The organism is Bradyrhizobium sp. LB13.1 (genome assembly GCF_054056815.1).
Genome location: NZ_JBSRYQ010000001.1, coordinates 7,665,241 through 7,679,950, shown reverse-complemented (window position 1 = coordinate 7,679,950; position 14,710 = coordinate 7,665,241). Strand labels below are relative to the sequence as shown.

Annotated in this window: 14 protein-coding genes, 1 other RNA gene and 1 pseudogene; 6 read left to right on the top strand and 10 right to left on the bottom strand. The window is 65.0% G+C overall.

The window, feature by feature from the left end; translation table 11 throughout:
- Positions 1-70: 70 nt before the first annotated feature.
- The 9 genes from nudC to ACVWYI_RS37295 form a co-directional block, all read right to left on the bottom strand.
- Entirely contained in the window at positions 71-1,009 is a 939-nt protein-coding gene (gene nudC / locus ACVWYI_RS37335; protein WP_247351465.1) for an NAD(+) diphosphatase, read from the bottom strand.
- 11 nt (positions 1,010-1,020) lie between these two features.
- A complete protein-coding gene (locus tag ACVWYI_RS37330; RefSeq protein ID WP_247351464.1) occupies positions 1,021-1,440 on the bottom strand; it encodes an HIT family protein in 420 nt (139 codons plus the stop codon).
- Positions 1,441-1,606: 166 nt separating this feature from the next.
- Positions 1,607-2,734: a muconate cycloisomerase family protein gene (locus tag ACVWYI_RS37325; RefSeq protein WP_456664465.1), complete on the bottom strand. Its 1,128-nt coding sequence runs from the start codon at positions 2,732-2,734 to the stop codon at positions 1,607-1,609.
- A complete protein-coding gene (locus ACVWYI_RS37320) occupies positions 2,731-3,486 on the bottom strand; it encodes an SDR family NAD(P)-dependent oxidoreductase (protein ID WP_247351462.1) in 756 nt (251 codons plus the stop codon). Before ACVWYI_RS37320 ends, ACVWYI_RS37325 begins: the two co-directional genes overlap by 4 nt.
- A complete protein-coding gene (locus ACVWYI_RS37315) occupies positions 3,486-4,217 on the bottom strand; it encodes an amino acid ABC transporter ATP-binding protein (protein ID WP_456664464.1) in 732 nt (243 codons plus the stop codon). Before ACVWYI_RS37315 ends, ACVWYI_RS37320 begins: the two co-directional genes overlap by 1 nt.
- 63 nt (positions 4,218-4,280) lie before the next feature.
- Complete coding sequence (locus ACVWYI_RS37310; RefSeq protein WP_247351458.1) at positions 4,281-4,943, bottom strand: amino acid ABC transporter permease; 663 nt, start codon at positions 4,941-4,943, stop codon at positions 4,281-4,283.
- Positions 4,944-5,031: 88 nt separating this feature from the next.
- The gene (locus tag ACVWYI_RS37305; protein WP_456664463.1) at positions 5,032-5,880 is read right to left on the bottom strand and encodes a transporter substrate-binding domain-containing protein; all 849 of its coding nucleotides are present in this window, start codon (positions 5,878-5,880) and stop codon (positions 5,032-5,034) included.
- 434 nt (positions 5,881-6,314) lie between these two features.
- Entirely contained in the window at positions 6,315-7,808 is a 1,494-nt protein-coding gene (locus ACVWYI_RS37300; protein WP_456664462.1) for a catalase, read from the bottom strand.
- 56 nt (positions 7,809-7,864) lie between these two features.
- Positions 7,865-8,506 carry an HD domain-containing protein gene (locus ACVWYI_RS37295; protein ID WP_247351451.1) on the bottom strand — a complete coding sequence of 214 codons (642 nt, stop codon included), beginning with the start codon at positions 8,504-8,506 and terminating at the stop codon, positions 7,865-7,867.
- 103 nt (positions 8,507-8,609) lie between these two features.
- Here ACVWYI_RS37295 and ACVWYI_RS37290 point away from each other — a divergent pair, with 103 nt between their 5' ends.
- The 6 genes from ACVWYI_RS37290 to ACVWYI_RS37265 all read left to right on the top strand — a co-directional run bounded on the left by ACVWYI_RS37290 (position 8,610) and on the right by ACVWYI_RS37265 (position 13,168).
- Positions 8,610-9,611 (top strand): GlxA family transcriptional regulator, encoded by a 1,002-nt coding sequence (locus ACVWYI_RS37290; protein WP_456664461.1) that lies wholly within the window; start codon positions 8,610-8,612, stop codon positions 9,609-9,611.
- Positions 9,612-9,716: 105 nt separating this feature from the next.
- Positions 9,717-9,813: signal recognition particle sRNA small type (gene ffs, locus ACVWYI_RS37285), an RNA gene on the top strand.
- Positions 9,814-9,905: 92 nt separating this feature from the next.
- Positions 9,906-11,753, top strand: coding sequence for a DNA polymerase III subunit gamma/tau (locus ACVWYI_RS37280; RefSeq protein ID WP_456664460.1), 1,848 nt, complete (start codon positions 9,906-9,908; stop codon positions 11,751-11,753).
- 26 nt (positions 11,754-11,779) lie between these two features.
- Positions 11,780-12,100: a YbaB/EbfC family nucleoid-associated protein gene (locus ACVWYI_RS37275; protein WP_247445347.1), complete on the top strand. Its 321-nt coding sequence runs from the start codon at positions 11,780-11,782 to the stop codon at positions 12,098-12,100.
- 1 nt (position 12,101) lies between these two features.
- A complete protein-coding gene (recR, locus tag ACVWYI_RS37270; RefSeq protein WP_247445346.1) occupies positions 12,102-12,704 on the top strand; it encodes a recombination mediator RecR in 603 nt (200 codons plus the stop codon).
- A 26-nt stretch (positions 12,705-12,730) separates the two neighbouring features.
- Positions 12,731-13,168 carry a hypothetical protein gene (locus ACVWYI_RS37265; RefSeq protein WP_247351445.1) on the top strand — a complete coding sequence of 146 codons (438 nt, stop codon included), beginning with the start codon at positions 12,731-12,733 and terminating at the stop codon, positions 13,166-13,168.
- Positions 13,169-13,277: 109 nt separating this feature from the next.
- Here ACVWYI_RS37265 and ACVWYI_RS37260 read toward each other — a convergent pair.
- Positions 13,278-14,640, bottom strand: a pseudogene (locus ACVWYI_RS37260) (AmpG family muropeptide MFS transporter).
- Positions 14,641-14,710 lie beyond the last annotated feature (70 nt).

Below are 14,710 nucleotides of genomic sequence, written 5' to 3'. Positions count from 1 at the left end.
GTCAGGTCGCGCACGGGAATGCCGATGCAGAGGATGCGCGGCGCGATCCCTGATGCAGCCATCGGCGGTCTCAGCTCTTGCCGTGCACCCAGCGGCCGAGCAGGTGATGGGCGATGGCGAACGGGTGCGGACCGGCGAGCCCGTCGGGATGCGTCCGCGTCAGCATCAGGGCTGCCTCCTCGCGCGTGAACCAGCGCGCATCCTCCAGCTCGGAATGATCGACGACGATGTCCTCGCTCACGGCCCGCGCGCTGCAGCCGATCATCAGCGACGACGGGTAGGGCCAGGGCTGGGTCATGTAATATTGCACGTCGGTGCAGCGGATCCCGGACTCTTCGAGGATCTCGCGGCGCACCGCGTCCTCGATGGTTTCGGCGGCCTCGACGAAGCCGGCGAGGCACGAATACATGCCCGGCGGAAACTGCTTCTGGCGGCCGAGCAGGCATTTTTCGCCGGAGGCGACGTGCATGATCACGACAGGGTCGGTGCGCGGGAAATGCTCGGCCTTGCAACTCGGGCATTCGCGCTTCCAGCCGCCTTCCTTCATCCCGGTCCGCGTGCCGCAATTGGCGCAATAGCCGTGGCGCTGATGCCAGCTCACCATCGATTTCGCCATTGCGATCGCCGACAGCTCCTCGGGGCGAACTGCGCCCTGCATCGCCATGCCGCGCAGCTCGGTGAGGGCGTAGTCTTCGCGCCCGACCAGCTTCTCGGACGCGGCCTGCGACAGGCCCATGCCGAACATGGCGGCGCCGTCGCGCAGACCCAAGAAGATCGTACCGGGATTGGCGCCGCATTTCAGCGCCTCGTCGATGCCCAGCAGGGCGCGCATTTTTTCGCCCTCGCGCTTCACCAGCAGCGAGTCGCGGTAGACGATATAGGCGCGCGACGACGGCTTCTGCTCCATCGCGAACAGCTTTTCGTCGTCGCGGCGCAGATGCGCGGCGCGGTCGAGAATGTTGGTGACGAAGGCCGGTTGTCCCAGCGGAAACGAGTCGAATGCTGACATTTCTTGTTCTTTCAACCCAACCAGATCTTGCGGCGAAGCGCGCTGATGAAATTCTGCACCTCTGTGGCATCGTGCGCCAAGGGCTGCATCACGCCCCAGACCGGCCGCGGCCAGGCGGCGTCGCCGGTGCGGCGCGCGATGATATGGACGTGAAGCTGCGGCACGAGATTGCCGAGCGCCGCGATGTTGAGCTTGTCGCAGTTGGTGATCTCCTTCAGCGCGCGCGAGACGCGGGAGATCTCCGTCATCAATTGCGCTTGCTGCACCTCGTCGAGATCGATGATCTCGACCGCATCCATGCGCCGCGGCACCAGCAGCAGCCAGGGATAATGTGCGTCCTTGATGACCAGCACCTTGGACAGCGGCAAATCGCCGATGTCGATGGTGTCCTCTTTCAGGCGGGAGTGCAGCGACCAGGCGGGTTCGGACATGTATGTTTCCAGATTGCCCGGCGACCGGGCTCGTTTGGTCGGACCATACGATACCGATTCCGATAGGGGAAGGATCGGGGCTCCGCTGCCGCTGCATACTCGCTCGTCGTCCTGGACAAGCGAAACGCTGATCTAGGACCCCCGCGCGAGCGTTTGCGGGAGGCGTCTACGCCTCCGCCAGCACGCGCGCGTTGGTGCGGATCGAGGCTTCGCTGACGCGGATGCCGAGGCCGGGGCCATCGGGCACCACGACGTGGCCGCCGCGGTTGGCGACGCGCTCTTCGAGCACGTCCTCGGTCAGCACATGATGCGGCATGTAGAATTCGCAGCCGAGTGAGATGCCGGGTGTTGCCGCGATCAGCTGCGTGCCGGCGGCCAGCCCGATGCCGCCTTCCCACAACGTGCCGCCATAACCGGGCAGGCCGGCGATGTCGGCGATCGCCATGATCGCCTGGGCCTCGAACAGGCCGCCGGCCTTCATCAACTTGATCGAGACGGCGTCTGCCGCCTCGCGGCGCACCACCTCCATCATGTCGCGGCGATCGAAGCAGCTTTCGTCGGCGAGCACGGGCGTTTCCAGCGCCGCCGTGAGCTGCGCCATCACGTCGAGATATTTGCGTGGCACCGGCTGCTCGATGAAGGTCGGCGCGAACTGCTCGACGTCGCGCAGGATCTTGATGGCGCCGAACGGCGCCAGCGCCTGGTTGTAGTCGACGCGCAGATCGACCTTGTCGCCGAACTCGTTGCGGATCGCCTCGAGATGATCGAGGTCCTCGCGATGCGGCTTCACGCCGGTCTTGACCTTGTAAATGACGTTGCCGTCCGGAACCATCGTTCGCATGCGTTCGAGATCGGCGGCGAAATCCGGATCGGCGATGGAGAACGACAGCGGGATCGTGTCGCGCACGCGGCCGCCGAGCAAATCGGCGACCGAAAGTCCCGACGACTTGCCGACGATGTCGAGCAGCGCCATCTCGATCGCGACCTTGGCCTCGGCATGTCCGACCAGCGCACGGTCGAGCTCAGCCATCAGCGCGCGGATGCGGCGCACCGGCTTGCCCAGCACGATCGGCCGCAAATAGATGTCGAGCGCAGAAAACGCCGCTTCCGGCGTTCCCGTGAACACCTCCCACGGGGCAGCCTCGCCCCAGCCGATCACGCCGCCGCTCGAGGTGACCTCGATCAGCACGCGCTTCACCGTGCCCTTGACGTTGCCGACGCCCTGGAGGCGCGCCATCTTGATCGGGCTTTCGATCAGGAACAGCCTGATGCGTTCGACGGTCGCTTCGATCATGTCAGGCCTCCATTGACGTGCCAAACCTGGCCGGTGACGTAGGATGCTTTTGGTGACGCCAGGAAGGCGATGATCTCGGCGACTTCCTCCGGTCGTCCGCGACGCCCCATCGGGATCAGCGCCTCGGTTGCGGCGATCTGCTCGGGCGAAAGCCTGCTCTCGCTCGGTCTGTCCTTGAGGATGAGGCCCGGCGCGACCGCGTTGACGGTGATGCCGTCCTGGGCGAGCTCGACCGCAGTGAGGCGCACCAGGACTTCGAGCGCGGCGCGGCTTGCGGCGGTCGCGGCGAACGGCGCGAATTCAGGCCGGATCGCATGCGCCACGAACGACGACACCGCGACGATCCGCGCATCGTGTCCCGCCCGCAACAGCGGGAGCGCGGCGTCGACCAGGCGCGTGAACGCCAGCGCCGATTCGTCCATCGCCTGGTGGAACTGATCCGCCGGCGTGCCGATCGCGCTGCCGCGGCGGGCATGGCCGCCGACCAGGATCAATCCATCGAGCCGCCCAAAGGCGACTTGGGCGGCGGCGATGGCGTCGGTGGCGGCTGTTTCTTCAGCGAGATCGCCGAGGCATTTTGCGACGATCGCGCCTTGCGCTTCGGCTTCCGCCGCCGTGGCGTCGAGGCCGGCTGCATTGGAGCGCGTGTGCAGCAGCAAAGCGTTGCCGGGGGCGGCGAGCAGTTTTGCGGTGGCGCGGCCGATGCCGCTGGCGGCGCCGGTGACGAGATAGGCGCGATCGATATCTGGCATCACGTTGTTGCGTTGGCCGGCGGAAGCGTGCCGGTGCGGTGGAAATGGCTGAGGAAGGCGCGCGTCGCCGCTTGCTGCGGATTGTCGATCACTTGTCGCGCCGGGCCTTCCTCGACCACGACGCCGTCGCGCATGAAGATCAGGCGGTCGGCGACTTCGCGGGCAAAGGCGATCTCGTGGGTCACGATCACCATGGTCATGCCTTCGGAGGCAAGGCGCTGAATGACGGCGAGCACCTCGCCGACCAACTCGGGGTCGAGCGCAGAGGTCGCCTCATCGAACAGCATCACGTCCGGCTCCATGGCGAGCGCGCGGGCGATCGCGACGCGCTGCTTCTGTCCGCCGGACAGCGTTGCCGGATATTGGTCCGCCTTCTCCGCAAGCCCCACCTTGGCAAGCTGGGCCCGCGCCAGCTTCTCGGCGTCAGCCTTGGCCATGCGGCGCACCGTGATCGGTCCCTCCATCACGTTCTGGAGCGTCGTCATGTGCGGAAACAGATTAAAGTGCTGGAACACCATGCCGGTGGTGGCGCGGAATCGTGCCAGCGTCTTCACATCGGGGAGCTTCGTACCCTCTCCGAACGAGAAGCGCGTGTCGCCGACGCGAACGCTGCCGCCGTCGGGCGTCACCAGGAGATTGACGCAGCGGAGCAGCGTCGACTTGCCGGAGCCGGACGGTCCGATCAGCGCCACGACGCCGCCCTTGGCGACGTCCAGGCTGATGCTCTTCAAAACCTCGTTGCTGCCAAAGCTCTTGCGCAGGCCGCGGATCTCGATTTTCGACGTTCGTGTCGCTCATTCGCTGACCGCCAGTCGCTTCTCGCCGCGCCGGACCATGATGGTCAGGGGAATCAGGATTGCCGCATAGGCGACCGCGACGGCGGTGTAGGTCTCCAGCGGACGGTAGCTGTCATGGGCCGCGACCTGGCTCTGATAGACCAGGTCGGGCACCGCCAGTACCGAGACCAGGGAGGTGTTCTTGAACTGGATGATCGATTGGTTCATCAGCGCCGGGATCATGCGCTTGATTGCCTGCGGCAGCACGATGCGCCTCATGCTCTGTCCCGGCGTCATGCCCAGCGCGGCGCCGGCTTCGGACTGGCCACGGTCGATCGAGATGATGCCGCCGCGGATGATCTCCGAATAGAACGAGCCGCCATAGAGCGAGAGCGCCAGCGCCGAGGCCGTGATCGGCGTCATCTCGACACCGGCCAGAATCGGCAGCGCGTAATAGAACCAGATCAACTGCACCAGGATCGGCGTACAGCGGAACGCCTCAATGAAGGTCAGCGCGAGCAAACGCACCGCCTTGAAGCGCGACAGGGTGCCGAAGGCGCCGAACAGGCCGAATACGAGCCCGAGCACGACGATGACCACGGTGAAGCCGACGGTGACGCCGAGCCCGTTGAGAAAGAGCCAGCGATAGCTCCAGAGGATGCTGAAGTCCCACTGATACATGCGTGCTTTCTTGCTTCACCTCTCCCGCAAGCGGGAGAGGGAGCGCACCGCGCCTTGCGGATTGAGCTCGACCCGAACTCATCACATCCTACAGCGAAACGCCCGGCGGAATGTCCGCTTCGGTCACGCCCACCAGCTCCATGTTGGTGATGATCGCGTTGCGGATGAAGCCGAGGCCCTTGTTGAAGTCGATCCAGGTGTTGACGTAGTCGCGCCAGGTCTTGTCGCTCTCGCGGCGGAAGCCGGCGTTGGACGTTGTGGCGAAGATCGGCGTCGGCAGCACGAACTGGCCGAGCGAGGGATTCTTCTTCAGGACGGTCAGCGACAGCATGGTGATCAGGCACTGCGCGTCGACGCGGCCGGTCTGGAGCGCGGCGGTGGCGTCGTCGGCGGACTTCAGGCGCGATATCTGCGCCTTCGGCGTCAGACGGCTGACGACCTGGTCGTGCGAGGAGCCCTGGTCGACCGCGATCTTGACGTCGGGCGAGTTCAGCTCGGCCCAGCTCTTCGGCTTGAAATCCTTCTTGCAGAGGATGCCGAACGCGTTGTTGAAGACCGGCACCGAGAAATCGACCACCAGCGCGCGCTTCGGGGTCGGGTTGAGGCCGAAGAAGATGTCGATCTTGTTGGCCTGGAGATCGAGCACCGAATTGCCCCAGGTGGTCTCGGTGATGTCGAGCTCGGCCTCCATGTCGTCGGCGAGCGCCTTGGCGATGTCGACGTAAAAGCCCTTCCACTGGCCGCTGGCGAGGTCCTTCATGTAATAGGGCGCGCCACCGCCGACCGCGCCGATCCGCATCTTCTTGGTGCGGCGGATGCGGGCGAAGGTCGATTCGTTGGGATCCGCTGCGGTCTGCGCCACGGCCGGGGAGGCCAGCGTGGCCGCAGCCATCGCGCCAAGTCCGACAATCGATGCGACATCACGACGTGTAACCATTTTGAGGAATCGCTTTTCTGGTTGGATGAAGGTGTGTGATTGATCTCGCGCGAAAATTCCCATCAATCGGCGTCAGCCGGCTGAAAAATGCTCTGGATCGGACTTTCGCGCGCCCTTTGTTTTGGTTCCGGCAGGATTTCATAGAAAGGCGCTGCCGGGCGGGCCCTGTCAAGACTCGATTGCCTCAGGGATGAGTGGGCCTCGAAGATAGGCACGGAGCCTATCGGCGTGACGCATTCCGAGGCGAATGTCCGCATCTGCGCCTGGTGGCGAGAGTGGCGCGGCGATGCCTGGCACGGCCCGGCGAGCGGCTCGGTTCAAGCTATTTTCGCGAAAAAATTGAGAGGCTTCGGTGGCTCGCTTTAAAAATGCGAACGGCACCTGTCGGTGCCGTTCGCTGAAGTCGACGAGAGGTCGGTCAGGATCGGTCGATCCTATTCTGCGGCCTTTTCTGTAGCCTTTTCTGCAGCCTTGGCGCGAACAGTCGCAAGACGCGTCAACGCGTCGCGGACGCCCGCGCCGTAGGCGGGATCGGCCTTGGTGCAATTGGCGATGTGCCGTTCCTGGATCGGGATGGCCGCCGCTCCGACAGCGCGCGCCGTGTTGTCGAACAAGGCCTGCCGCTGCTCAGCGTTCATCTTGCGAAAGAGGTCGCCGGGCTGCCGATAATGATCGTCGTCGATGCGGTGATCCCAATGTGCCGCTGCACCGTCGATATCGAGCGGCGGCTCGTTGAGATCGGACTGGTCCGTCCATTCGCCGCGGCTGTTCGGGAAGTAGGCCGGCGTGCCCCCCAGATTGCCGTCGGTCCGCATTGCGCCGTCGCGATGGTAGCTGTGATACGGACATTTCGGCGCGTTGACCGGGATCAGATGATGGTTGACGCCGAGGCGATAGCGCGCCGCGTCGCCGTAGGAGAACAGCCTTGCCTGCAGCATCTTGTCGGGCGAGAAGCCGATGCCCGGAACGACATGAGCCGGCGAGAAGGATGCCTGCTCGACCTCGGCGAAGACATTTTCCGGATTGCGGTTCAGTTCGAAATAGCCGACCTCGACCAGTGGGAAGTCCGCCTTGGGCCAGACCTTGGTCAGGTCGAACGGGTTGAAGGCAAACGCCTTGGCCTGATCGTCGGTTATGATCTGCACGAACATCGTCCAGCGCGGGAAATCGCCGCGTTCGATGCTCTCGAACAGGTCGCGCTGGTGAGTCTCGCGGTCCTTGCCGATGAGTGCTTCAGCCTCGGCATCAGTCAGGTTTTCGACGCCCTGCTGCGTCCGGAAGTGAAATTTCACCCAGGTCCGCTCATTGGCGGCATTGATGAAGCTGTAGGTGTGGCTGCCGAAGCCATGCATATGCCGGAAGCTTCTGGGAAGGCCGCGCTCGCTCATCACGATGGTGACCTGATGCAGGGCTTCCGGTAACAGCGTCCAGAAGTCCCAATTGTTGTCGGCGCTGCGCATTCCGGTCCGGGGATCGCGCTTGATCGCATGATTGAGGTCGGGAAAGCGCAGCGGATCGCGGAAGAAGAACACGGGCGTGTTGTTGCCCACCATGTCCCAATTGCCTTCCTCGGTGTAGAACTTGAGCGCAAAGCCGCGGATGTCGCGTTCGGCGTCGGCCGCGCCGCGCTCGCCGGCGACCGTCGAGAAGCGCGCGAACATCGGCGTCACCTTGCCGATCTCCGAGAAGATCCTCGCCTTGGTATAGCCTGAGATGTCATGGGTGACCGTGAAGGTCCCGAAGGCGCCGGATCCCTTGGCATGCATGCGTCGCTCGGGAATCACCTCGCGATCGAAATGGGCGAGCTTCTCGATCAGCCAGACATCCTGCAACAATGCGGGGCCACGGCGGCCGGCGGTCATGATGTTGAGATTGTCGCTGACGGGAGCTCCCGTCGCGTGCGTGAGGTGGGGGCGTTTATCGCTCATGTCGTACTTCCTGATCGGTGATTGAGGCGCGGATTTGCAACGGGCACGAAGTGCGTTCAGCCGTGCCAATGGGAGTTGCGGATGACGCTGCAGAAATTGCCACGATGGAAATGCGGCTCCTTGTCGGCGATGACATCGGCCTTGACGTTGCCGAACGTCGTATCCGGCCGGTGCTTGATGCCGTCGTAGAAGGCCTGGATGATGTCTTCCTTGAAGTGCGGTGTGCGCGGAAACGCCTTCACGACCGCCGTGCGCTCTTCGTCGGAATATTCGCCGTAGGTCAGTCCGAGAACGTCCATCTCGACGCCTGCGGTCACCAGCGCGACGACAGGGTGCATGTGCTGAGGGACGCCCGGCGTCGTGTGCAGGGCGATCGCGGTCCAGACGGTGTAGGCATCGGCTTCCGAAATGCCGTGGCTACGCAGGAACGCGCGCGCGGCGTGCGCGCCGTCGACCTCGAACCGCTCGTGCTTGCTGCCATGGTGCGGCATCAGGCCGATGTCGTGAAACATGGCGCCGGCGTAAAGCAGTTCGCGGTCGAATGTCAGTCCGCGGCGGACGCCCGCTATCGCGCCGAATTGGTAGACGCGGCTGGAATGGTTGAAGAGCAGGTCGGTTTCGGTGTCGCGGATGTATTCGGTGATGGCACGCGCCAGCCTGCTGTCGGGAATGACGGTGGCCTCGATGATGTCTGACATGATCAGCTCCTGAAATTTCGGTCGCGTGCATGGTAAATCCCGGCTAGTCTGTCTGGAATCGACGTAATGCGTCTAAAACGGACAAATCCGGACCGAGGCGGCCATGGGCGCGAAACCGAAGCCAAGAACGATCGTGATCGTGGCGCTGCCGGGAGTGCAGCTGCTCGACGTTGCCGGACCACTCGACGTGTTTGCCGAAGCCAACGTGCAGGCCGGCTATCCGGCCTATGCCTTGTTCGTCGGCGGCGCGGAGCCGGGGCCGATCCGCAGCTCCTCAGGCATCCGGCTGATGCCTGACCGGATCGTCGACCGTGACTTCCAGGACCCCATCGACACCCTGCTGGTGGCGGGATGCCCGAACGCCGCCGAAGTCCCTGCGGATGGACGCGTGGTCGACTGGCTTCGGCGACGGGCTTCGAGGACCCGTAGATTCGGCTCGGTGTGCAGCGGGGCGTTCTTTCTTGCCGCCGCCGGTCTTCTGGATGGCAGGCGGGTCACGACGCATTGGGCGGTCGCAGACATGCTGGCCAGCAGATTCCCATCAGTCACGGTGGATAAGGATGCCATCTACGTCATCGACGGAAAGCTCCGCACAGCCGCCGGCGTGACTGCGGGGCTCGATCTCGCGCTGGCACTGGTCGAGGAAGATCTCGGACGCGATACGGCCATGAAGGTCGCAAGCCAGCTCGTGATGTTCTTCAAGCGCCCGGGTGGGCAGATGCAGTTCACCCGCAAGGGCGAGGCTGTCCCCGCCGGCCGCGCCGCGCTGCAGGAGCTGCAGCGCTGGGTCGCCGCCAATCCCGGGCTGGATCACAGCGTTGCCAGCCTGGCGACGCGCATGGAGCTCAGCCCGAGGCATTTTGCGCGGCTGTTCCGCGCCGAGGTGGGGGTCACGCCTGCGACCTGGGTCGAAGAGGCCCGCGTCAACGCGGCGCGGCGGCTGCTCGAGCTTGGCAATGAAGCCCCGAAGCAGGTGGCGCTGCATTGTGGATTTGCCGACGCCGATACGCTGCGCCGCGCATTCCATCGTCACGTCGGTGTGACGCCCGCGGAGTACCGTAAGCGATTTGCGCGAATCACGGAGGTTCCGGGCAGCGGACCCTGAGCCGTTGTCAGCGGCCCAAATGGTTCGACGGGCCGCCCCGCCGGGTGCGCGGGACCGACGCATACCCGCTTGCTTTCCGGGCCCTTTGGCCCCAAATAGGGGCCGGGAGATTGGCGGTGGACGAGCCACTCGCCAACCGGGTCAGGTCCGGAAGGAAGCAGCCCTAACGAGGTCCGGATCGGGTCGCTCGTCAGTCTCCTACTTGTTTTTCGAGCGAATTGCGCCGGCGCAAAACCGCCAGCGCGCTCCTTTCCGCAAACGCCGGCTGAAAGACATTCCATTGCGGATCGACCGATGACCGACGCCGGCGCCCCTCCCAATTCCGATAGCGCCAGCCAGGCCGGCTTTGCCCTCGGCGCCCAGCCGGGAACGCCCTACCGGGTGCTGGCGCGGAAATACCGCCCTTCCTCGTTCGACGATCTGATCGGCCAGGAGGCTGTGGTCCGCACCGTCTCCAATGCGTTCGAGACCGGCCGCATTCCGCAGGCCTGGATCCTCACCGGCGTTCGCGGGGTCGGCAAGACCACCACCGCGCGCATTCTTGCCCGTGCGCTCAACTACGAGATGCCGGATAGTTCGGTGAAGGGCCCGACCGTCCACATGCCGACGCTCGGCGTGCATTGCCAGGCGATCATGGAAAGCCGGCACATGGACGTGCTGGAGATGGACGCGGCCTCGCATACCGGCGTCGACGACGTCCGCCAGATCAATGACAGCGTGCGCTACGCGCCGGCCAGCGCCCGCTACAAGGTCTACATCATCGACGAAGTCCACATGCTGTCGACGGCGGCGTTCAACGCCTTCCTGAAGACGCTGGAGGAACCGCCGGAGCACGCCAAATTCGTGTTCGCCACGACGGAGATCCGCAAGGTTCCGGTCACGGTGCTGTCGCGCTGCCAGCGTTTCGACCTGCGCCGGGTCGAGGCCGACGTGCTGATGAAGCATCTCGCCAACATCGCGGCCAAGGAAAACGTCGAGATCGAGCCGGAGGCGCTCGGAATCATCGCGCGCGCAGCGGAAGGCTCGGTGCGCGATTCGCTCTCGCTGCTCGATCAGGCGATCGCGCATGCAGCAGGCACCGTGAAGGCCGATGCTATCAGGCAGATGCTGGGGCTCGCCGACCGCACCCGCGTCATCGACCTTTTTGACTCTCTGGCGCGTGGCGACATCGCCAGCGCCTTCAGGGAGTTCCGCGATCAATACGACGTCGGCGCCGATCCGATCGTCGTGCTCTCGGATCTCGCCGAGTTCGTCAATTTCGTCACCCGCGTGAAGATCGTGCCGGCGACCGCCGACAACGTCGCCTATGGCGAGACCGAGCGCGTGCGCGCGCGGGATTTCGCCTCGAAGATCTCGATGCGCGTGCTGTCGCGGATGTGGCAGATGCTGCTCAAGGGCATCACCGAGGTGCAGGCCGCGACGCGGCCCGCGGCAGCCGCCGAGATGGTGCTGGTGCGCATCGCCTATGTCGCCGACCTGCCGACGCCGGACGAGGCGCTCAAGATGCTGGAGCAGGGCGGAGGCGGTTCGCCGGTCGTGAGCGGTGGCGGTGCCGCGCGTAGCGCGCCGGCCGCGCCGGTTGCGTCCGCTGCGCCCGTTCGCATGCCGAATTCGTCTCCGTCCTCGTTTGGCGGCGGCGGCGGTGGGGCCCGTCCGCAGATGGCAGCGCCCGTCGCTGACCCGCAAGGCGCGACGCCCGCGCTGCGCATCACGAGCTTCACCCAGCTCGTCGCGCTCGCCGGCCAGAGGCGCGACCTCATGATCAAGGGCGCGCTCGAAGGCGACATGCGTCTCGTCCGTTTCGAGGAGGGCCGGCTGGAAGTCGCGCTCGAGCCCAACGCCTCCAAGACCATGATTTCCGACCTCGCGCGAAAATTCGAGCTGTGGACCGGGCGCCGCTGGACCGTGATCGTCTCCAACGAGCAAGGCCAGCCGACGCTGCGGTCGGTGAACCAGGCGGCCAAGCAGGAACATGCGCGCACTGCGGAGGCCGATCCGCGCGTGCGGGAGGTGCTGTCGCGCTTTCCGGGTGCGAAGGTCGTCGAAGTCCGCAGGCTTGCCCCCGAGGCGCCGGCATCCGATATTAACGCCGACTATGGCAGTGACGATCCGCCCGACGGTTCCGACGGCGACGATCTCTAGAGCCTAGCTTTCCAAGGACAGCACCGATGGTCGATATTTTCGGCATGATGAAGCAGGCGCAGCAGCTGCAATCCAAGATGCAGGAGATGCAGGACCAACTCGCCAACGTCGAGGTCGAGGGCATTTCCGGCGGCGGTCTCGTCGCCGTGCGCATGACCGCGAAGATGGACGTCAAGGGCGTCAGGATTGATCCCTCGCTGATGAAGGTCGAAGAGCGCGAGGTGCTCGAGGATCTGCTCGTCACCGCGTTCGGTGACGCCCGCCGCAAGGCGGAAGCCGCCATGCAGGAGAAGATGCAGGCGCTCACGGGCGGGCTCAGCCTGCCGCCGGGGATGCTCGGCCAATAGTATGGGCGCTGTTGCGGGTCCTGAAATCGAGCGGCTGGTCCAGCTTCTCGCGCGGCTGCCGGGCCTCGGTCCGCGCTCGGCGCGGCGTGCGGCGCTGCATCTGATCAAGAAGCGCGAAGCGCTGATGATGCCGCTGTCCTCGGCCATGCAGGTCGCGCTCGACAAGGTCCAGGTCTGCAAGACCTGCGGCAACATCGACACGCAAAGTCCCTGCACGGTCTGCCTCGATCCGAAGCGCGATCCCTCGATCATCGTCGTCGTCGCCGACGTTGCCGATCTCTGGGCGCTGGAGCGGGCCAATGCCACTCAAGGGCGCTACCATGTGCTGGGCGCGACGTTGTCGCCGCTCGACGGTGTCGGCCCGCAGGACCTCACCATCGAGGCGCTGGTGGCGCGCGCGCATGACACGCAGGTGCATGAAGTCATTCTGGCGCTGAATGCCACCGTCGACGGCCAGACCACGGCGCATTACATCACCGACCTGCTTCAGGACGCCAACGTAAAAGTAACCCGGCTCGCGCATGGTGTGCCGGTCGGCGGCGAGCTTGATTATCTCGATGAAGGTACGCTATCGGCCGCGATGCGGCAGCGCACCTTGTTCTAGCCATCCAGACTTACGGAACGAACGACATGACGAAACTTTTCGCCACACGATGGGCTTTGGTCGCAACGATGATGACGCTGGGGACACCGGCTATCTCCGCGCAGCAGGATGACGGGGCTCCGCCGCCGGCGAAGCCCGGCAAGCTGATCAATGCCGGCGAGGTGCTCTCGGGCGAGCTGAACACGATGAAAGTGCGCGACGTCAAGAACGTCGGCAAGCGGGTTGCGACCTACCAGATCACCACCGAACCGCGCCGGCTGCCGCCGCCGAGCGGGCTGTGCAATCTCGAGACCGGGCCCGAAACCTTCCAGCTCGTTCCCAGCGGCGACGCGCAGGCCGCACAGCTGAAGACGTTCGCCGGCAAGGAGATCTCGGTCAAGGTCGACGAAATCGCCTGCGCCAGCGATCCCGGCCAGATGAGCGAAGCCGTGATCACGAAGTGGAGTTTGATCAAGAAGCAGTAGGGCCTCCGTCGTCATTGCGAGGAGCTCTTGCGACGAAGCAATCCAGACTGTCTTCGCGGCGGCAGTCTGGATTGCTTCGCTTCGCTCGCAATGACGATTGCGTTCGAGACTAAACCCTTATCGGGCCCAGCGCGTCAAAGTGCCCGCGCTTCTGCAGCCAGACCAGCAGCACTAGGCTCGGGATCGCCACCAGCATGCAGATCACGAAGAACAGCGGCCAGCCGGTCGTATCCGCCACGAAGCCGGCGCCTGATGAGAGATAGGTCCGCCCCACCGCGGCAAGCGCGGTGAGCAGCGCATATTGCGTCGCTGTGTGCAGCGGGTTTTGGCAGAGTGCCGAAAGATAGGCGACGAAGATCACCGTGCCGATGGCGCTGGTGAAATTCTCAGCTGTGATGGCGAAGGCGAGCGCCCATTGGCTGGTGCCGACCAAGGCCAGCCAGGAGAAGGAAAGGTTCGCGAGCGCCTGCACCACGCCGCCGATCCAGAGGCTGGTCGCAAGCGAATAGCGCCGCGCGACGAAGCCGCCGGCAAAGCCGCCGATCAGCGTCGCCGCGAGGCCGACGCCCTTGACGATTGCCGCATAGTCGTTGCGGGAGAAGCCGAGGTCGATCACGAACGGCGCGGTCATCGTTCCGGAGAAGGCGTCGGTGAACTTGAACAGCACGACGAAGGCGAGCGCGGCGAGCGCGTCCTTCCGCGTCAGGAATTCCGAGAAGGCGCCGATCGCCGCGCGCAGCACGCGTGCGAACGCGGTCTCCGTTTGCGTCGCGGCTTCCGCCCGCACCGACTGCTCGGGCTCGGTCGCGACCAGTGCGGTGATCGTCCCGATCAGCACCATTCCCGCCATCACTACATAGCCCCACATCCAGGCCGATGTGCGGGTGATGCCGGTGCTCTCGAAACCCGAAACGATGAACAGCGCACCGGCCGTCGAGACCAGCATGCCGATGCGATAGGCCGCGACATAGGACGCCATGCCGGCGGCCTGCTCGCTCTCCGGCAGGCTCTCGACGCGGAAGGCGTCGACCACGATGTCCTGCGTCGACGAGGTCGTCGCCACCAGCAATGCGCCGAGCGCGACGAAGAACGGCGAACGCGCGGGGTTCGGTGAGCGCCAGCAGCAGGATCGCGACGATCAGCAGCGATTGCGAGAACAGCAGCCAGCCGCGCCGCCGCCCGAACGCGCGCGTGAACAGCGGCACGTGCAGCGCGTCCACCAGCGGCGCCCACAGGAATTTCAGCGTGTAGGGCGTGCCGACCAGCGCAAACAGCCCGATGGTTTTGAGATCGACGCCAGATTCCCGCATCCACACCAGCAGCGTCGAGCCCGACAGCGCCAGCGGCAGCCCGGACGAGAAGCCGAGGAACAGCACGATCAGCACCCGCGGTTGCAGGTAAACGGCAAGGCTGTCACGCCAGGAGGAGGGCGCGTCAGCGGTGGCGGAAGAGGTCGCGTCGGGTGCGGTCATGGGAGGGTGTTAGCAGATTCTGGCGGCCACAAGCGAGGTGTCGTCGCCCGGCTTGACCGGGCGATCCAGT